The following is a 24,131-nucleotide window of genomic DNA, read 5'->3' as shown; positions in this document are numbered from 1 at the left end:
GGATTGCTGCCCCCATCCGCCCTTCGGGCACCTTCCCCCGCAAGCGGGGGAAGACAGGACAGTGATTGCTCTGCCGCCTGCCAGAGAAGGCGGGACGCTGATTGTTTTCCCGCCTGCAAGAGCGCAGGCGGATGCTCGCCGTGGCAGAGCCCCTTATCTCTTGGCGATCTGCCAGATTAGGCGTCGAGAGCCGGCGTGGTCGACCGATAGCCCACAGGTCTGAGTGACCGCGGGAGAGCGAGGTCGCCACGCCGGAATCTCCTGGCAAACGCCCGAACAGTTGCTCGAGTAGGCGCTCGTAACGATAAGGCTGGGCTGCACAGGAGAGCTCTCGACCCTTGGAGCATAGCGGAGTTATCCATGAACGACAGTGCAGGAATCGATGTCTGCAAGCAGTGGCTGGATGTCCATATTCACCAGCTGCGTCAGGGGCGGCGCTTTGCCAACAACGCTGCGGGCCTGCGCCAGGTGTGCGCCTGGCTGGGATCCATGGAGCTGCATCAGGTGGTGCTGGAGGCAACCGGCAACTATGAGCAGATGGCGCTGGACGCATTGCATGCGGCCGGCCTGCCGGTGGTGCGCATCAATCCTCGGCAAGGGCGCGACTTTGCCCGGGCAACCGGGCAACTGTCCAAGACCGATCAGCTGGATGCACGGGTGCTGGCGCAGATGGCAGCAGTGCTGAGCTTGAGGCGCTATCAGCCGCTGGAGGACTGGCGCCGGAGGTTGCGCGCCTACCAGCAGCGCCGCATGCAGGTCCTGGCGCTGGTGCAGCAGCAGCGCCAGCAGGTGTCCCAACTGAGCGATGCGTGGCTCAAGGAGCAGGCGCACTGCGGTTTACGGCAATGGCAGCAGCAGTTAAGTGAATTGGACGCGCGCATTGCCCAGCAGGTGGCTGCACGTGCGGAGCTGGAGGTGCTGCGTCAGGTCAAAGGGGTCGGCCCGGTCCTGTTGGCGAGCCTGGCGGCGCAGTTGCCGGAGTTGGGCCGCTTGACCGGCAAGGCGATCGGCAAGCTGGTCGGGGTGGCGCCGCTGGCACGCGATAGCGGCCTGATGCGCGGGGTCCGCCACATCTGGGGTGGACGGGCCTGCGTGCGCCAGGTGCTGTACATGGCGACGCTGGTGGCGGTGCGCTTCAACCCGGCACTGCGCGACTTTTACCAACGGCTGCGTGAGCGCGGGAAGGCCGGCAAAGTGGCCCTGGTCGCGGCAATGCGCAAGCTGTTGGTCATCCTCAACGCCAAGATGCGAGATCAACTGGCGGCTGACGCCGCCGGTTGATCAAGACAGTTGCTCTCCCGCCTGCGGGAGAGGGATTGGAGTGAGGGCAAGAAGCGCAGCCACGACGCATTGCGGGTCACCCGAGGCTTTGCTCGCACCTTCATCGGCGCTATGCGTCGCCTTTGCCCATCGAAGAAGCCAGCGTCACGGACGGGGACGGCAGCCAAGCTGCATTTCCGGTCCCCACACGCCTATCAGCGCTCCAGCTCCAGCTGCAGCAACACATCCCGCGCAATCGCCGCAGCCTGCTCGCGCAGCTCCGGCACCGCCAGGCTCTCCCACAACGAGCCGATGCGCAGGCTGCCGATCACCCGAAGCCGCGGGTTGGCCTGGCCATCGGCATCAATCAGGCTGCCGTCGGCGGCAGTGTCCACTCCGATGCCATGCGGGCCGGCCACCGCAATGCCCTGGCCCAGCAACTGCCGCAGCAGCGGGTTGCGCATCGCCTGCACGCGCATCTCCACGCCGGTGGCGTTGACCAGCGTCTGCACATCCAGCTGCAGCGCATGCCCGGCACTGGCGGCCCCGGCACTCACCCGCACGCAGGCGCCCACCTCGAACGCCACATCCAGCCGCGCGCGGTGCAGCTGCAGTTGCCCGCGCGCCTGCATCGCCTGCAACTGCGCATGCACCGGCACGGCAATGCGATGGCGGTGCACGTCCCAATAGCGCACCACATGACGCAGGAAGCGGCGCTGATCGTCCACCGACAGGGTCTGCCACAGCGCCTGGCTCAGCGGGCGGATCCGTTCCATCACGCTTTGCCACGGCCGCCCCTGCGCCAGCGCGTCCCGCGCATGCTGGCGCAGGCGGCGCAGGCGCGCGCGCAGCGACAGTGCCAGCAACGGCTGCGGATCGAAATCGGCGCTGCCCCCATGCGCGTGCGGCAACGGCAGCAGCCCATGCCGCGAGATCACGTGCACCGCGCCGCGATGCGCCTGCGCAGCCAGGGTCACCACGGTGTCGGCCATGCTCAGGCCGGAACCGACGATGCACACCGCCGCCTCCGGCGGCAGCGCAGCCACTGCCTCGGTGTCCCAGGCCTCGACGCGCCGGGTTGGCGACAGGCCGGTGGCGCCGCGCACCGGCAGCGGCCGCAACGCATTGCCCACCGCCAGCACCACGGCGTCGGCTTGCAGCGTGTGTCCATCGTCCAGCTGTAGCTGCGCGCCCTGCGGCGTGGATTGCAGCCGCTGCACGCGGGCGCTGCGCAGCTGCAGGCTGGCCGGGCTGGCGGCCACGGCAGCCTGCAGGCGCTCACGCAGGTACGGCGCGTAATGCCGCCGCCCCACGAAGTGCTGCGCCAGCTGCGCATCGTCCAGCTCCGGGCAACACGCATGCTCGCGCAGGTAGGCAGCGAAATCCTGCGGCGCATCGACCAGCGCACTCATGCGCGCCGCCGGCACGTTGAGCAGGTGTTCGGCGCGCGCGGTGGAATACGCCACGCCCTCGCCCAGCACCGGGTGCGGCTCGATCAGCGCGATCCGCACCGGCGTGCGTGCCTGCCGCAGCAGTTGCAGCGCCACCAGCATTCCGGAGGCGCCGCCACCGACGATGGCGATCAGCGCTTGGCCTGGTTCACGCAGTTCAGTCATGCGCGCATTGTAGGCGATGGCAGCACCGGCCCCCGCAGCGCCACGGCAGGCCTTACCGACCCGCCGCATACCTGCATCGCATCGCATCGCAGGCGTACGATTGACGTATCGCATGACGCTACGGAAGGTTCACAGATGTCCACCGCCCTGGTCCGGCTCATCGTCTATGCCCGCGATGTCGCTGCGCTCAAGGCGTTCTATCAGACCCACTTTGCACTTCCGGTCATCGAGGAGATCGCCGGCCAATGGGTTGTGCTCGCAGCCGGGCAGATCGAGCTGGCATTGCACAGGGCGGGCGACGCCTACCGGCAGCCGTCGGCGTCGCCGGCACCGGCAACCGGCTCCACCCTCAAATTCGTGTTCGCCATTGCCTCGGACCTGTCCGTGCATCGGCAACACCTGCAGCGCGCCGGCGTGCAGGTAGGCGAACTCAAACGCTACGCCGGTTTTGCCTACCAGATGTACGACGGTCACGACCCCGAGGGAAACGTGTTCCAGGTCATGCGCCTGGATTGAAGCGCCATCCCTACATCAACGCATCGGCCAGCCGCGCGATGCCTTCGCGGCTACGGCGCCAGGCCGGGCGACGGCGCCACTGCTCCAACTCCAGCGGGCGCGCATTGGCCAGATAGTCCTGTTCGATCTGGCGCAGCCGCTGCACCACGCCACGGTCGTAGCAGAGCATGCCGATCTCGGCATTGAGCGCGAAGGAGCGGATATCCAGGTTGATCGAGCCCACCAGCGCGATCTCCTCGTCCACGCTCAGGTGCTTTGCATGCAGGAAATGCGGGCGGTACAGCGCAATCCTCACCCCGCAACGCAGCAACTCGTCGAAATAGGCCTCCTGCGCCCAGGCCGCCAGCCATTGGTTATTGCTCTCCGACAGGATCAGCTGCACCTCCACGCCCGATACCGCGGCGATGCGCAACGCGCTGAGCAAGGCTTCGTCGGGCACGAAGTACGGCGTGACCAGCACCACCCTGCGCCGTGCCAGGTGGATCACCGCATTGATCGCATCGCGCGCGTTCTCGAAGGGATACGCCGGCCCGCTGGGCAGCAACTGGGTGGCGATATTGGCATCGCACACCGGCGCATCCGGCCACACGTCCAGGCGCTGCCCGGTTTCGGTGAACCAGTCGCTGGCGAACACCGCTTCCAGGTGATTGACCACCGGCCCGCGCACGCGCGCCACCAGTTCGCGGTTGGGTACCCCATCGATGAAACTGGCCTCGGCCAGATTCTGCGAGCCGACCAAGCCCACCTGATTGTCGATCACTGCGATCTTGCGGTGATTGCGCAGATCCATGCGTCCGCTGCGGCGCCAGCGCAGGCCGCCGGGCAGCACCGCCAGCACCTCGATGCCGCCGGCCAGCAGGCGCTTGCGATAGCGGCGCAGGCCGCGCTTGGCGCCCACCGCATCCAGCAGCACGCGGCAGCGCACGCCACGCCCCTGTGCACGCTCCAGCGCTGCCACCACCGCATCGCCCACCGCATCGTCGAACATCAGGTAGTACAGCAGGTGCACGCGTTTTTCGGCCGCATCGATCGCCGCGATCAAGGCCTGCAGCGACTGCGCATAGTCGTCGAGCAGTTCCACCGCGTTGCCCAGGGTCGGCATGAAGTCGCCCTGCCGCTCGATCAACGGCACTACCTCGGCACTGCTGGTGTCGGCCGGCGGCTGCCAACGCAATGCGTGCAACGGCAGCTGTTGTTCGCGGATCACCTGCGAGGCGGTGGCCTGGCGCTGCACGCGCAGGCGCGACAACCATGGATGGCCGAACAACAGGTACAGCGGCAGGCCGACCACCGGCACGAATCCGATCAGCAACAGCCAGCTGCGCGCCGCTCCGGGCGTGGTGCGGGCGGGAATCCACAGCAACGCGGCCAGGCGGATCACCCAGTCCAGCGCCAGCAGCCAGGTGCCTGTCACCCAATCGGGCAGCATCGGCGCTCCGTTCTCATGAGGAAGCCGATTCTGACCCGGCCGGGCGTGAAGGCAAAGACGCCTGCGCCGCAGGCACGATGCAGTGGCGGAACGGACCGCCGTGCGCATCGGCCGGTTGCACGCGCTCGGCGCAGACCTGCCGCAGCGTGTGCACGAAGGCGGTCTGCGCGCGGGTGGGATGCCAGTCGCTGCGCACGGTGATGCCGATCTGCCGGCGCAACTGCGGCCCGGCACGGCCGATCTCGCACAGCAGCCCGGCGCGGCGTTCGAACAGGAACTGGTCGCGCGACATCAGGGTCAGCCAGTCGCCTTCCAGCAACAGCCCGCGCACGGTGAGTTCGGCCCCGCATTCGATGCGCAGCGGCGGCGGCTCCAGCTGGCGGTCGCGGAACATGCGCTCCCAGCGCTCGCGCACCGGCGTGCCGGCCGCGGCGATCACCCACGGGTAGTCGAGCAACTGCGCAAATCCGTAGGGCTGCCCGGCCAGCGGGTGGGCGCTGCGCGCCACGATCACCGGCTCGTCGTCGAACAGCGGTTCCTGCAGCACATCGCGCACCGGCAGGCGCTCGCGCAGCGCGCCGATCAGCAGGTCCAGCCCACCGTCGCGCAGATGGGCAAGCAGTTCCGCATACGGCCCTTCGACCACGCTGATGCTGGCGGCCGGGTGCGCGCGCGCAAAGCGCGCCAGCACCTGCGGCAGCAGGATCGCGCGGGCCAGCGGCATCACCCCCACCACCACCCGGCCGGCATGCTGCGAGCGCAGGGCGGCCACTTCATCGAGCGCGGCGCGAATCTCGGCCAGCGCCAGCCGCACCTGCCGCAGCAGCTGTTCGGCCACCGGCGTGGGCTGCACCGCCTTGCCGCGACGCACCGTCAGCGGCACTTCGATCACATCGGCCAGCGACTGCACCGCGCGGTAGACCGCCGGCTGCGACACGCCCAGCTGCACTGCCGCCAGCGAATAGCTGCCCGCCGCCTCCACCGCCACCAGCGCCTGCAACTGCCCCAGCGACACCCGCCGCTCCAGCCCCGGGCGGGCGGGCAAGCGCAGCGCGCGCCGCGCCACCCGGAGGCCGCGGCCCAGATGCGCCAGCGCGCGCTCGATCCGCGGCACCACCAGGCCGGTGGCCTCGGTGGCCAGCATCCCGCCCGGCTGCCGGTCGAACAGGCGCACGCCCAGCTGCTGCTCCAGCCGTGCCACCGCCTGGGTGAGGGCGGGCTGGGACAGGTTCACCTGCGGCGCGGCCGCGCTGATGCTGCCCAGCCGCTGCACCACGGCCAGGGCATGCAGATGGCGGAGATTCGGTTCCGGTAGCGGCGGCATGCTCTAACTATAAGCAAAACCAATACGCATACCTCAAATGAATCTTGAGCGCGTTGACTCTCGCCGCGCAGACTCGGCGCACCACTAACGAGGATGGATGGATGAGCCAGGTCGTCACCCAGGTCGCGCGCGCGCCCATCGCCACCGTCGACGGGCTGGCGCAGGCCGGGGTGGCCACGGTGCACGAGGCGCAGGGACGCAGCGGCCTGCTGCACCATCGGCTGCGCCCGATCTATGCCGGTTGCCGGGTCGCCGGCACCGCGGTCACGGTGTCGGTGCCGCCCGGCGACAACTGGATGATGCACGTGGCCATCGAACAGCTGCAGCCCGGCGACGTGCTGGTGGTGGCACCCACCAGCGACTGCTGCGACGGCTACTTCGGCGACCTGCTGGCCACCTCGGCGCAGGCGCGCGGCTGCCGCGGGCTGATCATCGATGCCGGCGTGCGCGACGTGCGCGACCTCACCGCCATGCAGTTCCCGGCCTGGAGCCGCGCCATCTGCGCGCAGGGCACCATCAAGGAGACGCTGGGCTCGGTCAACGTGCCGCTGGTCTGCGCAGGGCAGCTGGTCCAGCCCGGCGATGTAGTGGTGGCCGACGACGACGGCGTGTGCGTGGTGCCGCGCGCCAGCGCCGCGGACGTGCTGGCCGACGCGCAGGCGCGCGAGGCGCGCGAGGCGCTCAAGCGCGAGCGGCTGGCACGCGGCGAACTGGGCCTGGACATCTACGCGATGCGCGAGCGGCTGGCGGCCAAGGGACTGCGCTATGTCTGAGCGCGTCCGCGCGATGTGGATGCGTGGCGGCACCTCCAAGGGCGGCTTCTTCCTCGCCGAGGATCTGCCCGGCGATACCGCCGCGCGCGATGCCTTCCTGCTGCGCGCCTATGGCTCGCCGGACCTGCGCCAGATCGACGGCATGGGCGGCGCCGACCCGCTGACCTCCAAGGTGGCGGTGGTGTCGCGTTCGACGCGCGCCGATGCCGACGTGGAGTACCTGTTCCTGCAGGTGGCCGTGGACCAGGCGCAGGTCAGCGATGCGCAGAACTGCGGCAACATGCTGGCCGGCGTCGGGCCCTTCGCGCTGGAGCGCGGCCTGCTGCCGGCATGCGATGGCGTCACCGACGTGCGCATCTTCATGCGCAACACCGGCACCCTGGCCACCGCCAGCGTGCACACGCCTGGCGGACAGGTGCGCTACAGCGGCGACACCCGCATCGATGGCGTGCCGGGTACCGCCGCCCCGGTCGCACTGGCTTTTGCCGACATCGCCGGTTCTTCCTGCGGCGCGCTGCTGCCCACCGGGCGTGCGATGGACACGCTCGATGGCGTGCCGCTCACCCTGATCGACAACGGCATGCCGTGCGTGGTGCTGCGTGCCAGCGACATGGGAATCAGCGGCTACGAGGACCGCGCCACGCTGGATGCCGATGCCTCGCTCAAGGCGCGGCTGGAATCCATTCGCCTGCAGGCCGGCCCGTTGATGCGGCTGGGCGATGTCGGCGCTGCGACGGTGCCGAAGATGATGCTGGTGGCCGCACCGCGCAACGGTGGTGCGATCAGCGTGCGCTCGTTCATTCCGCACCGCTGCCACGCGTCCATCGGCGTGCTGGGCGCGGTCAGCGTCGCCACCGCCTGCCTGCTGCCGGACTCGCCCGCGCATGCCCTGGCGCAATTGCCCGGCGGCAGCACCCAGCAGGTGGAGGTGGAGCACCCCAGCGGCATGAGCAGCTGCCTCATCGCGTGCGACGCACACGGCGCGGTGGTGCGCGCCGCGGTGATCAGGACCGCACGCAAATTGTTCGATGGCGAGTTGTTTGCGTGAGCCTCGCCACCCTGCCCTGCGCGCCGGCATTCGACTGCGCGTCATCACCTCTCTCCGCTTCACGACGGGCATTGCCATGATCATCGATTGTCACGGCCACTACACCACCGCGCCTGCCGCGCACGATGCGTTTCGCAAGGCCCAGATTGCGCACTACAACGACCCAGGTCTGGCAGCACCGGTGTATCCGCGCATCTCCGACGACCAGCTGCGCGACAGCGTGGAGCAGCACCAACTGCGCCTGCTGCGCGAACGCGGTGCCGATATGACCATTTTTTCGCCACGCGCCAGCACCATGGCCCATCACATCGGCGATGAAGCGGTGAGCCAGGTCTGGACGCGCCACTGCAACGATCTGATCGCGCGCGTGGTGCAGCTGTATCCGCACACCTTCATCGGCGTCTGCCAGTTGCCGCAATCGCCGGGCGTGTCGATCGCCCACTCGATCGCCGAGCTGGAACGCTGCGTCAGCGAGCTCGGGTTCGTCGGCTGCAATCTCAATCCCGATCCGTCCGGCGGCCACTGGACCGGCCTGCCGTTGACCGACCGCGCCTGGTATCGGTTCTTCGAAAAGATGGTGGAACTGGACGTGCCGGCGATGGTGCACGTCTCGGGCAGCTGCAATGCCAATTTCCACGCCACCGGCGCGCATTATCTCAACGCCGACACCACCGCCTTCATGCAGCTGCTGGAAGGCGACCTGTTCACCGACTTTCCCGAGCTGCGCTTCATCATCCCGCACGGCGGTGGCGCGGTGCCGTACCACTGGGGCCGCTTTCGCGGCCTGGCCGATATGCTGGGCAAGCCGTCGTTGGCCACGCATGTGATGCGCAATGTGTTCTTCGATACCTGCGTGTATCACCAGCCCGGCATCGACCTGTTGTTCGAAGTCATCGATATCGACAACATCCTGTTCGGCTCGGAAATGGTCGGCGCGGTACGCGGCATCGACCCGCAGACGGGGCACTACTTCGACGACACCAAACGCTACATCGATGCACTGGCGATCTCCGACGCCGACAGGCACAAGGTGTTCGAAGGCAATGCACGGCGGGTGTATCCGCGGCTGGATGCGCAGCTGCGTGCGCGTGGGTTGTAGCGGTGTTCCCTTCTCCCATCGGGAGAAGGTGCCCCGCAGGGGCGGATGAGGGTACGTGCGAAGCCTCTGGTACTCCAACCACTGCGAGTGGCTTCGCCCCGTACCCTCACCCCTACCCCTCTCCCGTAGGAGAGGGGATACAGTCCGCCGAGGTGGAGTGGCCTAGGAAGTGTGCGGACTTAGAGCAGCTAACAAAACCAAGGAAGCATGCGTAAGCAGATGATGGAGCATGCGAGCGAGAGCAACGCTAAGTGGATATCGATGCTGCGCTCGAAGCGGATGCGCAGCTTGCCCATCCCGGCGAACCAAGCGTGCGTGCGCTCGACAACCCAGCGATGCTGGCCCAGGCGGTCGTTGCGTTCGATGCCCTTGCGTGCAATCCGCGCAATGATGCCGCGCTGCTTGAGGGCATTGCGGCAACGGTCGATGTCGTAGGCCTTGTCGGCATGCAGTTTGCTTGGCCAGCGTCGCGCGCGCCCTGGTTTTCCACCGATCGCAGGCAATGCATCAAGCAACTCCTCGAAGACAACCGAGTCGTGTCGATTGGCACCGGTGACGCACACAGCCAGCGGCACGCCGTTGCGATCGACGATCAGATGCCGTTTGCTGCCGAGCTTGCCGCGGTCGGTTGGGTTTGGCCCTGTATACGAGCCCCCCGGGGGGAGGCCACGCTGGCGGCGTCCAGACTTGCTCGGCTCATATCCAGCTTGTCGGCGCGACGTAGCTCGGCCAGCAACACCTGATGGAGACGATGCCACACCCCGCTGGCTTGCCAATCACGCAACCGCCGCCAGCAGGTCATGCCGCTGCCATAGCCAAGTTCCGAAGGCAGGTCTTCCCACGGAATGCCCGTACGTAGCACATAGACGATGCCGTTGAGGGCCTGCTGATCACTGAGACGAGGCCGTCCACCTTTGGGGGAAGGCTTGACCTGCGGAATCAGTGGTTCGATGCGCTTCCACAGCGCAATTGGGATCTCGTTGCGACGTGCCATGCAGGCAATGTTGCCACCGACTCAACAAAATTCAAGGGTTTTGTTAGCCGCTCTTAGACCATTGTTGCGATCCCCCCACCCCCGCAACACTCCCTAAACGCAAACACCCGCCTTGCGGCGGGTGTTTGCCTGGATGCAGATCGGGTAATCGGTGGATTACTTGATCTTGCCTTCCTTGTACATCACGTGCTTACGCACGACCGGGTCGTACTTCATCATTTCCATCTTCCCCGGAGTGTTCTTCTTGTTCTTGTCCGTGGTGTAGAAGTGGCCGGTAGCGGCCGAGGAAATCATACGGATCTTGTCACGCTTGCCTTTTGCCATGACTGCTTACTCCTCAGACCTTTTCGCCGCGCGCGCGCAGCTCTTTCAGAACGGCATCGATCCCGTTCTTGTCGATGGTGCGCAATGCATGCGCGGAGACACGGAGCTTCACCCAGCGGTTTTCGCTGGCGACCCAGAAGCGGCGCTCGTGCAGGTTGGGCAGGAAGCGACGACGAGTTCTGTTGTTTGCGTGGGAGACGTTGTTACCCGTCTGCACACGCTTGCCGGATACTTGGCATACGCGGGACATTACGCACCTCGATAAATGAATTGCCACCCATAGCCTGGGGAGCGGCGGCCCCGACAGCATCGAGCTGCCACGCAACGTTGGGAATCAATAACTTACGCTGGAACCGGCCGGCAACCCCATCGCGCTGGGTGCCGCCATCCGGAGCAATCCGGGCACAGCGAGCCGCGCATTATGCACGGCAAGCCCTTGTGCCGCAAGCACTTAGCCTCAGCCGCCACCCCCTGGCGCCCGGCAGCCATCGCTCACCCAGCCGCTGGCTGAGGGTGCCGCCATCCGGATCGCGGCAGAGGCGCCTGCCGGGATCCGGATGGCCTCAACCAATCGGCCTCGGTACAAGCCGGCGCGGCCGCTCGCGGTGCAGCCAGCGGTACAGCACCGGCAGCACCAGCAAGGTGAGCAAGGTGGACGAGACGATGCCGCCGATCACCACCGTGGCCAGCGGGCGCTGTACCTCGGCACCGGCGCCGACGTTGAAGGCCATCGGCACGAAGCCTAGCGCGGCGACCAGCGCGGTCATCAACACCGGCCGCAGGCGGGCGAGCGCGCCTTCGCGCAGGGCCTGCTCCAGCGGCATGCCCTCGGCCCGCAGGCCGCGCACGAAGGCGATCATCACCAGGCCGTTGAGCACCGCCACGCCCGACAACGCGATGAAACCGACACCGGCCGAGATCGACAACGCCAACCCACGCGCGGCCAACGCCACCACCCCGCCAGTCAGCGCCAGCGGCACGCCGCTGAACACCACGACCGCATCGCGCAGCGAGCCGAACGACCAGTACAGCAGCGCGAAGATCAGCAGCAAGGTGCCCGGCACCACCCACGCCAGCCGCTGGCCGGCGGAGATCAATTGCTCGAAGGTGCCGCCGTAGCCGATCCAGTAGCCGGTAGGCAGCACGACCTCGGCCTGCACGCGCCGGCGCACCTCGGCCACGAAGCCGCCCAGATCGCGCTCGCGCACGTTGGCGGTGATCACGATGCGGCGCTTGCCGTCTTCGCGGTTGATCTGGTTCGGGCCGAGCACGGTCTCGATCCTGGCGAACTCACGCAACGGCACGGTGGCCGGCTCGCCGCTGCGCCAGCCGGCCGCGCGGCTGGATTCGTCGACATCGCCACGCTCGCCATCGCCACGCAACGGGATCGGCAAATCCGCCAGGGCGGCCGGGTCCTGGCGCAGGCCCTCCGGCAAGCGCACCACGATGTCGAAGCGGCGGTCGCCTTCGAACAACTGCCCGGCGTCCTGCCCGCCCACTGCCGCGGCCACGGTGTCCTGCACCACCCCGGGATTGAGCCCGTAGCCGGCCAGGGCGGCGCGGTCCGGCACCACCGCCAGCATCGGCAGGCCGCTGGCCTGTTCCAGGCTGACGTCGGCCGCACCCGGCACCGCGCTGGCGATGGCCTGCACGCGCTGACCCAGCGCAAGCAACGTATCCAGGTCGTCGCCGTACACCTTGATCGCCACGTCCGCACGCACGCCGGAAATCAGCTCGTTCATGCGCATCTGGATCGGTTGGGTGAACTCGTAGTTGTTGCCGGGCAGCTGCGTCACCGCCTGCTCGATCTCTGCCACCAGTTGCGCCTTGGGTTTGCGCGGGTCCGGCCATCCTTCGCGCGGATGCATGATCAGGAACGTGTCGGCCACCGACGGCGGCATTGGGTCGGTGGCGACTTCGGCGGTACCGAGCTTGCCGAACACGTGCGCCACTTCCGGAAACTGCTTGATGCGTTTTTCCAGCGTGGATTGCATGGTGATGGCCTGTTCCAGACTGGTGCCGGGAATGCGCAAGGCATGCAGCGCAATATCGCCTTCGTCCAGGTTCGGAATGAACTCGCTGCCCAGGCGTGTGGCCAGCAGGGCACATAAGGCCACCGTTGCGAGAGCAGCGATGCCGACCCAGCGCCCGTGCCGCAGCGCGCGATCGAGCAAGGGCGCATACACGCCGCGCGCCCAGCGCATCGCGCGGTTTTCATGCTCGGCCACCTTGCCGCCCAGCAGCAATGCAATGGCCGCCGGCACGAAGGTCAGCGACAGCAGCATCGCGCCGGTCAGCGCCAGCACCACGGTGATCGCCATCGGGTGGAACATCTTGCCTTCGATACCGGACAGCGCGAACACCGGCAGATACACCGCGGTGATGATGCCCAGGCCGAACAGGCTGGGGCGGATCACTTCGGCAGTGGCTTCGGCAGTCACTTCGAAACGCTCCTCGCGCTCGAGCACGCGCCCCAGTCGCAGCTGCGCTTGCCCGAAACGACGCAGGCAGTTCTCCACGATGATCACCGCGCCATCGACGATCAGGCCGAAATCCAGCGCCCCCAGGCTCATCAGGTTGCCGGACACGCCACCGCGCACCATGCCGGTGAGCGTGAACAGCATCGCCAACGGAATCACCGCCGCAGTGATCAAGGCCGCACGCACATTGCCCAGCAACAGGAACAGCACCACGATTACCAGCAAGGCGCCTTCGATCAGGTTCTTGGCCACGGTGACGATGGTGCGGTCGACCAATGCGGTGCGGTCGTACACCGGCACCGCCTGCACACCGGCCGGCAGGCTGGCGTTGGCCACTTTCAAGCGCTCGGCAGCCGCCTGCGCCACGGTGCGGCTGTTGGCGCCGACCAGCATGAACACCGTGCCGAGGACCACTTCGCTGCCGTCCTGGGTGGCGGCGCCGGTGCGCAGCTCGCGCCCTTCGCCGACCTGCGCCACATCGCGCACCCGGATCGGCACGCCTTGGCGGCGATCCAGCACGATCGCGCCGATCTGCGCGATGTCGTCCACCTGCCCGGGCACGCGCACCAGGAACTGCTGGCCATTGCGTTCGATATAGCCGGCACCGATGTTGCGGTTGTTGGCTTCGACCGCCTGTGCCACCTCGTCCAGGGTAAAGCCCAAGGCCACCAGCCGCGCCGGATCGGGCGTGATATGGATCTGCCGCGCGTAGCCACCGATGGTGTTGACCTCGGTGACACCGGGCACGTTGCGCAACTGCGGCCGCACCACCCAGTCCTGCAGGGTGCGCAGATCGGTCGCCGTCCATGCCGTCCCATCGGGTTTGCGCGCAGTGGGCCTGGCCTCCACGGTGTACATGAAGATCTCGCCCAGCCCGGTGGCAATCGGCCCCAGTTGCGGCTCCAGTTCAGCCGGTAACTGCGACTTGACCTGCTGCAGACGCTCGGCCACTTGCTGCCGCGCAAAGTACAGATCGGTGCCATCGGCAAACACGGCGGTCACCTGCGACAACCCGTAGCGCGACAGCGAGCGCGTGGACTCCAGCCCCGGCAGTCCGGCCAGCACCGTCTCCAGTGGAAACGTCACCCGTTGTTCCGACTCCAGCGGCGAATACCCCGGCGCTGCGGTATTGACCTGCACCTGCACATTGGTGATATCCGGCGTGGCATCGATCGGCAAGCGCGAAAAGCTCCACGCCCCGACCGCCACCAGCACCCCCGTCAGCGCCAGCATCAACCACCGCTGCGCGATCGCAAAGCGAATGATGTTGGTCAGCATGACACGCACCCCCGTGCAGACCTGACACCGCAAGGCACCGAGCGTTGCCCTGGTCGCACCACCAACAGACAGCGCCGCCGCCCCATCGCAGCGCACCGCACCACGCCAAACAAACGCCCACCCAAACAACAGTGCTGTTGCTGTTGCTGTTGCTGTTGCTGTTGCTGTTGCTGTTGCTGTTGCTGTTGCTGTTGCTGTGTGCTTTCGGGGCCCCATACCGCAGCGGCAAGGCCGGCAGATACAACCCGCAGGGCGGCGCGCATGGATGCGCGACGTTTTTGTAAGGGACAGGGATGTCCCTTACAAAAATTTCTGCCGGACTTGCGCACCCGTAGCGCCGCAGGCGCGGAGGGCGCGAGGACGGGGTGTGCTTTCTTTTTGGTTACTTTTTCTTTGCACAAGCAAAGAAAAAGTAACTCGCGCCCGACAGGGCGTGAAAGCCGTTGCCCTAGCCCGGAAGGGCGCGAACACCTTGAACATGGCCCATCCCCCTGCGCCCAACAAACGCCCGCACTCGACAACGCAATACCACCCAAACCAAGGCGCTCAATGATCATGCGACGCCCCAGACTTCTCGATGTCGGCCTTCACCAGATAACTCTGCTCCACCACCACCGTGTCCCCCACCGACACCCCAGCCAGCACCTCCACCTGCTGCGCATCCCGCGCCCCCAGCCGCACCGGCCGCGCCTCATACACATCGCCCACCCGCACGAACACCACGTCCCACTCGCCAAAGCGCTGCAACGCGCCCACCGGCACCACCATCGATGCCGGCTGCTGCGCCACAGTCACCCGCGCCTTCACTGCCGACCCTGGCCGCCATGACCCATCGGTATTGCGCAGCACCGCACGCGCCACCGTGCTCTGGCTGGCGGTGGCCGTGCCCGGCAACACCCGCTCCAGCGTGGTCTGCGCCACCACGCCATCGCTGATCCGGGTCACCGTGACCGGTGCGCCGGCGGTGATATGCCCGGCGTCGGCACCGAAGATGTGCAGGTCCACCCACAGGCGCGACAGATCGGCGATTTCGAACAAGGCCTGGCCTTCGCTGGCATTGCTGCCCAGGCTGGCGTTGCGGACCAGCACGGTGCCGTCGATCGGCGCGCTGATCGGGTAGGTGGTCAGGCTCAGATTGCTTTCCACCGTGGCCAGCACCTGGCCGGCGCGCACCTGGTCACCGACGTTCGCACGCAGGCTGCGCACCGGCCCGGGAAAGCGCGCAGTGGCGTGCGCCTGCGCGCCTTCTGCCGGGGTGAGCAGGCCCTGCACTTCGTGCTGGTCGGCGATGCTGCCGGCACCGACCGGCGCCACGCGGATGCCGGCCTCCTGCGCGATCCTGGCGGCAATCGTGGTGCGGCCCTCGTAACTGGAATAGCGCCAGCGATGCGCCCTGCCCTGCACGCTGGCGCGCACGTCGACATCGAACGAATGCGGCTCGCCCACTTCGCTGGCGGCCAGCAGGCTTCCATCCTCCTGCGCACGCAGCGGATAGGTGTCGAGCTTGCCGCCCAGCCGCGTGGTCCTGACTTCCACGCTGCCGGCGCTGGCCGGCAACGGCTTGCCATCGCGATACAGCCAGGCCTGGAACGTGGGCGGGCCGCCGTCTTCGGCGATCGCAAGCTCCACGCTGTCGCCGTCCTGGCTGAGCAGGCGGCCGCCGTGTGTGCCCTTGGCCGCTTCGTCGGCATGGTCGCTGCCGCCTTCTTCGCCGTGTGCAGCCTCGCCGCCCGCATGGGCGTGGCCGTCGTCTTCGGTGCGGCCGCAACCGCCGAGCAACAGCGCCAGCAGCAGCGGCGCGAGAATGAAGTGCGTCATCGATGGAACTCCTTTGGAAGGCCGGCGCATCGCGCCGAGCGTGGCGGCGGCCGTGCGCCAGTGGCTGTGACCCCGCGTATGCATGCGACTGCCGCGCGCTTGCCGACCACCCCGGTGGGCAGCAGCAAGTCACCCGGCGCATTTCCATGCGTGGACATCACCGTGCGCGCGCTCATGGCGTTGCCTGCGCGGTGACGACGAACGGTTGGCCGGTGAGGCGCTGGATCTCGATCAAGGCGGTCTGCGCTTCCACTGCGGCAGCCAGTTGCTGCTGGCGTGCATCGTTGCGTTGCGCCTGCAGCTGCGCCCAGTCCAGATAACTGGTGGCACCGGCGCGGTAGGCGCGTTCTGCCGCCGCATCGGCGCGCGCCAGTGCCGGCAGCACCGCATCGCGCATGCGCGCCACTTCCAGTTGGCAGGCACGGTAACGCCCGTGCGCATCGGCCAAGGTGGCGTACAGCTGTAGCGCCTGCGATTGGCGTTCGATGTCCAGCAGCGACAGCTCGGCCTGTGCAGCGCCGATCTCCGGCTGCGCGCGTGCCGCGCTGCCCAGCGCCAGCGACACACTGCCGACCAGTGCGGTGGCATCGCTGCCCTGCAGCCGGCGCACGCCCAGTTGCCAGTCCAGATCCGGGCTGGCCTGGCTGCGGGCCAGCTGCAGCCGCGCTTCGCGCAGGCGCTGCTCGCTGGTCAGGCGCGCCAGTTCCGGCGTGCTGTCGAGCAACTGTGCCAGCACCTCGAACTCCGGAATGTCCGGCAGCCGCAAGGCATCGCCGCTGGTGTCGCCGGCGTCGAGGCTGCGCGCGCCCCACAGCAGCGCCAGTTGCCGACGTGCGGCGTCCACTTCCAGTCGCGCGCGGTCGCGCTCCAGTTCCGCACGCGCCTGCAACGCCTGTGCGGTGAGCAGCACCGATTCGGGCGAGGCGCCGGCCTGCAGCCGCTGACGCGCGGCGGCGACCGTGCGCTGGCGCTGGGCCAGGGTTTCCAGCGCAATGGCGTGGCGCTGACGCGCAGCGGTGCTGGCCAGGTAGCGGCGCGCCACCTCGGCCAGCACGTCCAGGCGCGCCAGTGCGCGCTGTGGCGCCAGCGCGTCGATGCGCGCCTGGGCGAGGGTGCGGCGCGCATCCAGCTTGCCGCCGCGTTCCAGCACGCTGGCCAGGGTGAGCGTGAGCTCGGCCTGGTCCAGCGCGCGGGTGGGCCCGCTGCCGAACACGTTTTCGATCTCTGCACCCACGCGCAGCGGCGGGCGCAGGGCATCGCGCTGCGCCTCGGCGGCGAGCACGGCCTGCTGGCCGTCGGCCAGACGCAGATCGGGATGCTTGGTGGCGACGCGCGCGATGGCGTCGTCCAGGGTCAGCACGGTTTGGGGCGGTGCGTGTTGCGCCATGGCGCACGGCACGACCGCGAGGGCGGCAACAGCCGCCAGTCGCAACCACATGTGGGTGTCTCCGCGAATCGGGATCGATGGACCGCCGGCAGCCGCCGGCAAGGCATCAGGCCGCGATCGGGGGCCGCAACAGGGTTTCGATCCGGTGCGATCGGTAATCGGTGACCAGCGCGGCCGGTTGCACCTGCGCGCGCAGCGGCAACTGCCCCCAGGCCAGCGCCGGCAGCATCGCCGGGCTATGCCCATGGCAGTAGCCGCTGTGCATCAGGGCATGCAGCAGGCCGGCACCATCGCGCTCGCCGGCATCCTCTTCGTCGGCGCCGTCGTGGCCATGCGGTGCGCTGTCGTCCAGGTGTGCCTGGTCGTGCGCCAGCGCATGCACATCGCCCAGCGCGCAGGCCACCGGTGCCACCAGCACGCCCAGCACCAGTACCAGCAACGCCATCAGGCGCAGCAAGGAAGGCAATCGACGGGCGCGGCGGAGCAGCATGGGCGGCAGCGTATCGGGGCCAGCGCGGTTACACAATCGCAGATGGGCGATGGCGGGCGGGGGCCCGCATTAGCCGTGGCGGCTATCGGGACGGCTTCGCGGCCAGGGCCGCTCCTACGGGGGTGCGGTGTCGATGGGATGGCTGACGCGCACATGCTTCGTAGGAGCGGACCCGGCCGCGACGCGGTGCCGGCACCGGATGCAGAAAACCGATCCAACCAGCGGTGCCGGCGATGCGATCAAGCGCCACGGCGTGGCGGCTCTCGGGACGGCGTCGCGGCCAGGGCCGCTCCTACGCAGGTGCGGCCTCGGTGGGTCAGGGTGTGGCAGCAGTGGCCGGCTTGGTCTTGGCCGGGCGCGCCTTGCTCTCGGCGATGAAGGCGCGCACCTGCTGCTCGAGCACCGGCAGCGTGACCGAGCCCTGGCGCAACACCACGTCGTGGAAGGCCTTGATGTCGAAGCGATCGCCCAGCTCCTTCTCGGCTTCGGCGCGCAGCTTGACGATGCTGATCTCGCCCAGCTTGTAGCTCAGCGCCTGGCCGGGCCAGGAGATGTAGCGGTCCACTTCGGTGGTGACTTCGTGTTCGCTGAGCGCGGTGCGGTCGCGCAGATAGGCCAGCGCCTGTTCGCGGCTCCAGCCGTCGTGGTGCACACCGGTGTCGATCACCAGCCGGCAGGCGCGCCACATTTCGTAGGTGAGCCGGCCGAACTCTTCGTACGGGGTTTCGTAGATGCCCATCTCCTGGCCGAGTTTTTCGGTGTACAGCGCCCAGCCTTCGCCATAGGCGGAGATGTAGTTCTCGCGGCGGAATGCCGGCTGCTCGCCCTGTTCCAGCGCCAGCGAGCCCTGCAGCGAATGCCCGGGCGAGGACTCGTGCAGGGTCAGCGCCGGCAGGTTGTACAGCGGCCGCGATGGCAGGTTGTAGGTGTTGACCCAATAGGTCGTCGCGCCGCCACGGCCGGCGGTCCAGAACGGCGCGATGTCATCGGGCACCGGCTTGATGGTGAAGCGCCCGCGCGGCAGCGTGCCGATGAACTTGCCCACCTGCCCGTCCACGCGCTTGGAGATCCACGCGGCGCGGTCGAGCAATTCCTGCGGGGTCTTGGCGTAGAACTGCGGATCGGTGCGCAGGAAGGTCAGAAATTGCGCGAAGCTGCCCTTGAAACCGACCTGCTGGATGATCGCGTTCATCTGGGTCTGGATGCGCGCCACTTCGTCCAGGCCGATCTGGTGGATCTGTTCGGGCGTCAGTTCCAGCGTGGTGTATTCGCGGATCTGCTGGCGATAGAACGCCTTGCCGTCGGGCAGCGCTTCTGCCGCCAGCGTGGTGCGCGCCTTGGGCATGTAGTCGTTGCGAAAGAAGCTCAGCAGCTTGCTGTACGCCGGAAGGACGGCAGTGCGCAGCGCCGCCTTGGCCTGCTCGCGCAGCTGCGCCTGCTCGGCGGCGGGAATCTGCGCAGGCAGCTGCTTGAACGGTGCGTAGAAGGTCGATTCGGTGGGGTCCTTGACCTCGGCCACGCTGGCGATGGAGACATCGCGCCCGTCCAGCACCGCACGCGGCACGCTGAAGCCGCGCGCCAGGCCGCTGCGCATGTTGGCGATCTGCTGGTCGAAGTAGCGCGGCACATCGTTCAGGCGCGCGATGTAGGCGCGGTACTCGGCCGCGCTCTTCATCGGCCGCTGTGCCATGAAGCCGAGGTTGGACCAGAACGAACTATCCGAATTGAACGGCATCTCGTAGGCGCGCAGGCGTACTTCGGCGGCCAGGTTCTCCACTTGCGGGCGGTAGATGGCGAAGTTGATCCGGTTGGCCGGCGAGAGCTGCTTGGGGTCGATGCCGTCGAGCTGCTTGAGCACGCCGTCCCAGACCGCCAGGCGCGCCTGCTGCGCGGCCGGGCCGACGTCGGGCAGATGGGTGTTGTCGCCGGTGGTGTCGGTGTCTTCGTCGGCCTGGCCGGTTTCGGCCTGCCGCCATGCCCATTCCTTTTCGTAGATCGCGCGGAAGCGTGCATCGGCAGGTGCTTCGGCGGTCAGCGTGGCCGGTGCCGGCGGCGTGGCGGCCTGGGTCGTGGCAGCGAACGAGGTGCCCAGCAGGGCGAGCGCGAGGGCAGTGGCGAGCGGAGAGGTCACGGGCGGAAGCCTGATCTGGAGCGAACGCCCGATCATGGCAGCCCACGTGTGCGCTGCCATGGGCCGGAAGTCCCAGCGTGGGCTGGTGCCCTGGCGTGGCTGGGACTGTCGGCGACGGCCCCCATCCGCCCTTCGGGCACCTTCCCCCGCGCGCGGGGGGAAGGGAGCTGGTGTGCTCGTCGTGGGGAAGGGAGCTGGTGTGTTCGTCGGGGAACGGGGCTGGCCAGCTTGTCGCCGGAAGGGATGCGGTGAGCTTGTCGAGGGCGGCGGAAGCGGGCTGGTGTGCTTGTCCAGGAAGGGAACTGGTGTGCTTATCCAGCGAAGGCAGGCACCGAGCTGGCCGGGGGGCGCTGTTCACTCCCTCTCCCGTCTGCAGGAGAACGCGCGTCGGTGCCCTGGCGTGGCCGGGAATCCCCAGCGACGGCCCCCATCCGCCCTGCGGGCACCTTCCCCCGCAGGCGGGGGAAGGAAGCCGTGAGCTTGTCGAGGCCGGTGTTCACTCCCTCTCCCGCCTGCGGGAGAGGGTTGGGGTGAGGGCGCTTTGAGATCGCTTGGCTCAGCCCTTGCGCACCACCACCAGATGCCGCTCGCCCTCTAGGCCGGGCACTTGCAACGGGTGCACCTCGTGCATCGTCCAGCCGGGGGGCAATGCGGCGATTTCCTCGTGCGGGTACACGCCCTTCATCGCCAGCAGGCTACCGCCCGGGCGCAACAGGTGGCCGCCGACGGCGATGATGCCGGCCAGGGTGTCCAGCGCGCGCGCGGTGAGGTGGTCGTAGGCGGCCGGCTCGTCCAGCGCTTCGGCGCGCGACTCGGCCACACGGGCGTTGCGCAGCTCCAGATGGCGCAATGCCTCGCGCATGAAGCGCGCCTTCTTGCCGTTGCTTTCCACCAGCGTCACCTGCAGCTGCGGGCGGGTGATCGCCAGCGGGATGCCGGGCAGGCCGGGGCCGGTGCCCAGGTCGGCCAGGGTGCCGCTGGCGATGTAGGGCTGCATCGCCAACGAATCGAGCAGGTGACGGGTGACCATCTCGCGCGGGTCGCGCACGGCGGTGAGGTTGTAGGTCTTGTTCCAGCGCACCAGCAGGGCCAGGTAACGCAGCAGCGGGGCGGCGAAGGCCGCATCCAGGGATTGGGCCTGTAGGCCGCGTTCGAGCGCGGCGGAGACATCGGGGGCGAGTGCGGCATCGTTCATGGCGCGATTATCGCAGAGGGCGCGGAGTTGGATTTGAGCTCGGTCAGACGGAACCGCGGTGGCACGGAAAGCGAAGGCAACAGGCCGCCTGCTTGCGTGCCGGCGCCTGAGCCAGGGCGTGCGAACCGCTGGCAGGAGTTTCCGCGCCATCGCGCGCTGCGGTGCGTACCGGCGCGGACTTGGGGTTGGGCCGGCAGCTGCCGGCGACAGTCCTGCAGCGCCGCATCCAGGACGCGCCCGGGCAGCGTGGCAATGACGCGGGCAGGCACGCATCGATCACGCCGGCGTGATCGCGGTCGCGCAACCTGCGCCTGCGCCCGGGCCGGACACGCAGCGGTAAGACGGCGGCGCTACATCTGTCCACCTCCGCCATCGCGAGGATCCGCGCATGACCACCACCAATCCTGCACGCCGGCGTGTGCTGCAAGGCCTGGGGGCCGGGCTGCTGGTTCCGGTCGCCGGTGGCTGGGCTGCACGCAGCCTGGCCGCGCCCTCCGGGCGCCCGCTCATCACCGACGGGGTGCAGAGCGGCGATGTGCTGCAGGGGCGCGCAATGGTCTGGAGTCGGGTGGACCGCCCGGCGCGGATGCGGGTGGAATGGGACACGCGCCCGAGCCTGCGCCAGGCGCGCCGCATCGACGGTGCGGTGGCCGTGGCTGCGCACGACTTCACCGCACGCGTGGATCTGGGCGCCTTGCCGGCCGGCCAGGACATCTTCTACCGGGTGCGCTTCGAAGACGCCGACAGCGGCGTGCTGAGTGCGCCGGTCCACGGGCATCTGCGCAGTGCACCGGCAACGCGCCGCGACGTGCGCTTTGTCTGGAGCGGCGATACCGCGGGCCAGGGCTTTGGCATCAATCCGGACATCGGCGGCATGCGCATCTACTCGGCAATGCGCGAGCGCCACCCGGATTTCTTCCTGCACAGCGGCGACACCATCTACGCCGACGGTCCGATCCCGGCCGAGCTCACCGTGGAAGACGGCAAGCGCTGGCGCAACCTCACCACCGACGTCAAGAGCAAGGTGGCCGAAACACTGGACGAATTCCGCGGCAACTATCGCTACAACCTGCTCGACGAGCATGTGCGCCGCTTCAACGCGCAGGTGCCGCAGCTGTGGCAGTGGGACGACCACGAAACCACCAACAACTGGTCGCCGGGCAAGCAGCTGGATGCGCGCTACCAGGTGCGCGATATCCAGGTGCTGGCCACGCGTGCGCGCCAGGCCTTCCTGGAATATGCGCCGATGCGTGGCGTGCGCGCCGATGGCAGTGGGCGCATCTATCGCAAGATCGGCTACGGCCCGCTGCTGGATGTGTTCGTGCTGGACATGCGCAGCGATCGCGGCGCCAACAGCGACAACCTGCAGCCGACGCCGGGGCCGGAAGCGGCGTTCCTGGGAGCGGAACAACTGGCCTGGCTGCAGCGCGAACTGGCCGGCTCGCGCGCGCAATGGAAAGTGATTGCCGCCGACATGCCAATCGGCCTGCAGGTGCCCGACGGCGAAGATGCGAACGGGCGCCCGCGCTGGGAGGCGATCGCCAATGGCGACCCCGGCGTGCCACGCGGCCGTGAGCAGGAGATTGCCGCGCTGCTGCGCTTCATCAGCCGTGCGCGCGTGCGCAACACGGTGTGGCTGACCGCCGACGTGCATTACTGCGCGGCCCATTACTACCATCCGGACCGCGCCGCGTTTCAGCAGTTCGAACCGTTCTGGGAATTCGTCGGCGGCCCGCTCAACGCCGGCAGTTTCGGGCCCAATGCGCTGGATGCCACCTTCGGCCCCACGGTGGTGTTCCAGAAGGCGCCGCCCGCGCCGAACACCTCACCGCTGGCCGGATATCAGTTCTTCGGCGAGGTGGAGATCGACGGCGCCACCGGCGTGCTGACGGTGACCTTGCGCGATCTAGACGGCGTGGCGCAGTTCCGGCAGCCGATCCTGCCGTACGGGGCGGCGCCTCACGCGGCGGCGTGAGGGTAGAACGCCAGCGCCGCGCGGCAGTCCGGTGCAGCCCACCATTCGTGCAACTGCCAGTGCCCGGCATCGCCGAGTTCGGGGTCGCACCACTGCAGCTGCAAGACACCATCTGGCGCCAGCGTATACGCCAGCCGATGCAGCCCGAACGACAGCCCATGCCCGTGCGCCTTGAGCAGGGCCTCCTTGGCACACCACAGGCGAAAGAACAGTGCCTGCTGCGCATCGGGCGATGACCTGCCCAGCAACGCCAGTTCGTCGGGGTGGAAGAAGCGCTGCGCGATCTCCAGCAGGCGCGGTCGTATGCGGATCCGTTCCAGGTCCACGCCCAGCCGCACGCCCTGGCCCAATCCCACCAACAGATGCTCGCCGCTGTGGCTCCAGCCGGTGTCCCAACCGGGCAAGGCCGGCTGCAACGTCGGGCGCCCGCGCGCATCGCGCAGCACGGGCACCTGCGCCGGCTCCAGCCTCAGCGCGTGACCAAGCAGCTGCCGCGCCTGCGGCTCGCCGCGCTCGCCGGGGTGGTGCGGCCGCAGCCACAGCTGCACCGGGCCATGCTGCCAGGTTGGCTGCATCGTCACTTGGCGCATACCAAGCCGAACGCATCGCCATCGCAAGCAACGCGCTCGACGGCTGCTTCACGGCCGGCTGCGTCCAATGGCGCCCATGCACCGCGTCCGGTGCGACCGAGCGAGGAGAGCGGCACCATGGGCATCATCATCTGGTTGATCATCGGCGGCATCGTGGGTTGGCTGGCCAGCCTCATCATGCGGCGCGATGCGCAGCAGGGCATCATTCTCAACGTCGTGGTCGGCATCGTCGGTGCGATGATCGCCGGCTGGCTGTTCGGCGGTGGCATCAACCAGGCGATCACCTTGTGGACCTTCGTCTGGTCGCTGGTGGGTGCGGTGATCCTGCTGGCCATCGTCAACCTGTTCACCCGCGGCCGGGTGCGCTGAGGCAGGCGCATCACTGGCGCTGTGCGCAACGCCCG

Annotated in this window: 21 protein-coding genes; 8 read left to right on the top strand and 13 right to left on the bottom strand. The window is 68.2% G+C overall.

The window, feature by feature from the left end:
- Nucleotides 1-360 precede the first annotated feature (360 nt).
- The gene (locus ACCQ05_RS01040; protein WP_372360273.1) at nt 361-1,281 is read left to right on the top strand and encodes an IS110 family transposase; all 921 of its coding nucleotides are present in this window, start codon (nt 361-363) and stop codon (nt 1,279-1,281) included.
- Between the two features lie 194 nt (nt 1,282-1,475).
- Here the strand turns inward: ACCQ05_RS01040 and ACCQ05_RS01035 are convergent, their stop codons facing one another.
- Nucleotides 1,476-2,876 carry an FAD/NAD(P)-binding protein gene (locus ACCQ05_RS01035; RefSeq protein ID WP_372392660.1) on the bottom strand — a complete coding sequence of 467 codons (1,401 nt, stop codon included), beginning with the start codon at nt 2,874-2,876 and terminating at the stop codon, nt 1,476-1,478.
- 135 nt (nt 2,877-3,011) lie between these two features.
- Between ACCQ05_RS01035 and ACCQ05_RS01030 the strand changes: the two genes are divergently transcribed.
- Entirely contained in the window at nt 3,012-3,392 is a 381-nt protein-coding gene (locus ACCQ05_RS01030) for a VOC family protein (RefSeq protein ID WP_228963287.1), read from the top strand.
- A gap of 10 nt (nt 3,393-3,402) precedes the next feature.
- Here the strand turns inward: ACCQ05_RS01030 and cls are convergent, their stop codons facing one another.
- Both cls and ACCQ05_RS01020 read right to left on the bottom strand, forming a co-directional pair.
- On the bottom strand, nt 3,403-4,821 hold the full coding sequence (gene cls, locus ACCQ05_RS01025; protein WP_228963288.1) for a cardiolipin synthase: 1,419 nt from the start codon (nt 4,819-4,821) through the stop codon (nt 3,403-3,405).
- Between the two features lie 13 nt (nt 4,822-4,834).
- Entirely contained in the window at nt 4,835-6,145 is a 1,311-nt protein-coding gene (locus ACCQ05_RS01020) for a LysR family transcriptional regulator (RefSeq protein WP_228963289.1), read from the bottom strand.
- 101 nt (nt 6,146-6,246) lie between these two features.
- Here ACCQ05_RS01020 and ACCQ05_RS01015 point away from each other — a divergent pair, with 101 nt between their 5' ends.
- The 3 genes from ACCQ05_RS01015 to ACCQ05_RS01005 all read left to right on the top strand — a co-directional run bounded on the left by ACCQ05_RS01015 (nt 6,247) and on the right by ACCQ05_RS01005 (nt 9,065).
- The gene (locus tag ACCQ05_RS01015) at nt 6,247-6,918 is read left to right on the top strand and encodes a 4-carboxy-4-hydroxy-2-oxoadipate aldolase/oxaloacetate decarboxylase (protein WP_228963290.1); all 672 of its coding nucleotides are present in this window, start codon (nt 6,247-6,249) and stop codon (nt 6,916-6,918) included.
- On the top strand, nt 6,911-7,966 hold the full coding sequence (locus ACCQ05_RS01010; protein WP_228963291.1) for a 4-oxalomesaconate tautomerase: 1,056 nt from the start codon (nt 6,911-6,913) through the stop codon (nt 7,964-7,966). Before ACCQ05_RS01015 ends, ACCQ05_RS01010 begins: the two co-directional genes overlap by 8 nt.
- Nucleotides 7,967-8,042: 76 nt before the next feature.
- Nucleotides 8,043-9,065 carry an amidohydrolase family protein gene (locus ACCQ05_RS01005; RefSeq protein ID WP_228963292.1) on the top strand — a complete coding sequence of 341 codons (1,023 nt, stop codon included), beginning with the start codon at nt 8,043-8,045 and terminating at the stop codon, nt 9,063-9,065.
- A gap of 188 nt (nt 9,066-9,253) precedes the next feature.
- Here the strand turns inward: ACCQ05_RS01005 and ACCQ05_RS01000 are convergent.
- The 4 genes from ACCQ05_RS01000 to ACCQ05_RS00985 form a co-directional block, all read right to left on the bottom strand.
- Nucleotides 9,254-10,059, bottom strand: a protein-coding gene (locus tag ACCQ05_RS01000; protein WP_372390521.1) for an IS5 family transposase whose coding sequence is annotated in 2 segments (ribosomal slippage) — nt 9,254-9,729 and nt 9,729-10,059 — 807 coding nt in all. Because the reading frame shifts where the segments join, the coding sequence is not laid out codon by codon here.
- A 156-nt stretch (nt 10,060-10,215) separates the two neighbouring features.
- Nucleotides 10,216-10,383: a 50S ribosomal protein L33 gene (gene rpmG, locus ACCQ05_RS00995; RefSeq protein WP_002809462.1), complete on the bottom strand. Its 168-nt coding sequence runs from the start codon at nt 10,381-10,383 to the stop codon at nt 10,216-10,218.
- Between the two features lie 13 nt (nt 10,384-10,396).
- Entirely contained in the window at nt 10,397-10,633 is a 237-nt protein-coding gene (gene rpmB, locus ACCQ05_RS00990; RefSeq protein WP_002809459.1) for a 50S ribosomal protein L28, read from the bottom strand.
- Nucleotides 10,634-10,946: 313 nt separating this feature from the next.
- Nucleotides 10,947-14,141, bottom strand: a complete 3,195-nt coding sequence (locus ACCQ05_RS00985) for an efflux RND transporter permease subunit (protein WP_372392659.1) — start codon at nt 14,139-14,141, stop codon at nt 10,947-10,949.
- Nucleotides 14,142-14,272: 131 nt separating this feature from the next.
- Between ACCQ05_RS00985 and ACCQ05_RS00980 the strand changes: the two genes are divergently transcribed.
- Complete coding sequence (locus ACCQ05_RS00980) at nt 14,273-14,425, top strand: hypothetical protein (protein WP_372394242.1); 153 nt, start codon at nt 14,273-14,275, stop codon at nt 14,423-14,425.
- A gap of 262 nt (nt 14,426-14,687) precedes the next feature.
- Here the strand turns inward: ACCQ05_RS00980 and ACCQ05_RS00975 are convergent, their stop codons facing one another.
- From ACCQ05_RS00975 to rsmG, 5 genes are all read right to left on the bottom strand, one after another.
- Entirely contained in the window at nt 14,688-15,959 is a 1,272-nt protein-coding gene (locus ACCQ05_RS00975) for an efflux RND transporter periplasmic adaptor subunit (RefSeq protein ID WP_372392658.1), read from the bottom strand.
- 172 nt (nt 15,960-16,131) lie between these two features.
- The gene (locus ACCQ05_RS00970) at nt 16,132-17,397 is read right to left on the bottom strand and encodes a TolC family protein (protein WP_372392657.1); all 1,266 of its coding nucleotides are present in this window, start codon (nt 17,395-17,397) and stop codon (nt 16,132-16,134) included.
- A gap of 55 nt (nt 17,398-17,452) precedes the next feature.
- Complete coding sequence (locus ACCQ05_RS00965; RefSeq protein ID WP_372392656.1) at nt 17,453-17,836, bottom strand: DUF2946 family protein; 384 nt, start codon at nt 17,834-17,836, stop codon at nt 17,453-17,455.
- A gap of 316 nt (nt 17,837-18,152) precedes the next feature.
- Nucleotides 18,153-19,967, bottom strand: coding sequence for a DUF885 domain-containing protein (locus ACCQ05_RS00960; protein WP_372392655.1), 1,815 nt, complete (start codon nt 19,965-19,967; stop codon nt 18,153-18,155).
- 556 nt (nt 19,968-20,523) lie between these two features.
- Complete coding sequence (rsmG, locus tag ACCQ05_RS00955) at nt 20,524-21,162, bottom strand: 16S rRNA (guanine(527)-N(7))-methyltransferase RsmG (protein WP_372392654.1); 639 nt, start codon at nt 21,160-21,162, stop codon at nt 20,524-20,526.
- Nucleotides 21,163-21,550: 388 nt separating this feature from the next.
- On the opposite strand from rsmG, the gene ACCQ05_RS00950 reads away from it, so the two are divergent.
- Nucleotides 21,551-23,137, top strand: a complete 1,587-nt coding sequence (locus ACCQ05_RS00950; protein ID WP_372392653.1) for an alkaline phosphatase D family protein — start codon at nt 21,551-21,553, stop codon at nt 23,135-23,137.
- Here the strand turns inward: ACCQ05_RS00950 and ACCQ05_RS00945 are convergent.
- Complete coding sequence (locus tag ACCQ05_RS00945) at nt 23,122-23,712, bottom strand: 4'-phosphopantetheinyl transferase family protein (RefSeq protein ID WP_372392652.1); 591 nt, start codon at nt 23,710-23,712, stop codon at nt 23,122-23,124. The two genes, ACCQ05_RS00950 and ACCQ05_RS00945, sit on opposite strands and share 16 nt — an antisense overlap.
- A 132-nt stretch (nt 23,713-23,844) precedes the next feature.
- Here ACCQ05_RS00945 and ACCQ05_RS00940 point away from each other — a divergent pair, with 132 nt between their 5' ends.
- A complete protein-coding gene (locus ACCQ05_RS00940) occupies nt 23,845-24,096 on the top strand; it encodes a GlsB/YeaQ/YmgE family stress response membrane protein (RefSeq protein ID WP_372392651.1) in 252 nt (83 codons plus the stop codon).
- Nucleotides 24,097-24,131: the final 35 nt, after the last annotated feature.

The organism is Xanthomonas sp. NCPPB 3582 (assembly GCF_041475735.2).
Taxonomy (GTDB): Bacteria; Pseudomonadota; Gammaproteobacteria; order Xanthomonadales; family Xanthomonadaceae; genus Xanthomonas; species Xanthomonas codiaei.
The sequence above is the reverse complement of the archived record's forward strand: the minus strand, read 5'-3'. Positions and strand labels throughout refer to the sequence as shown.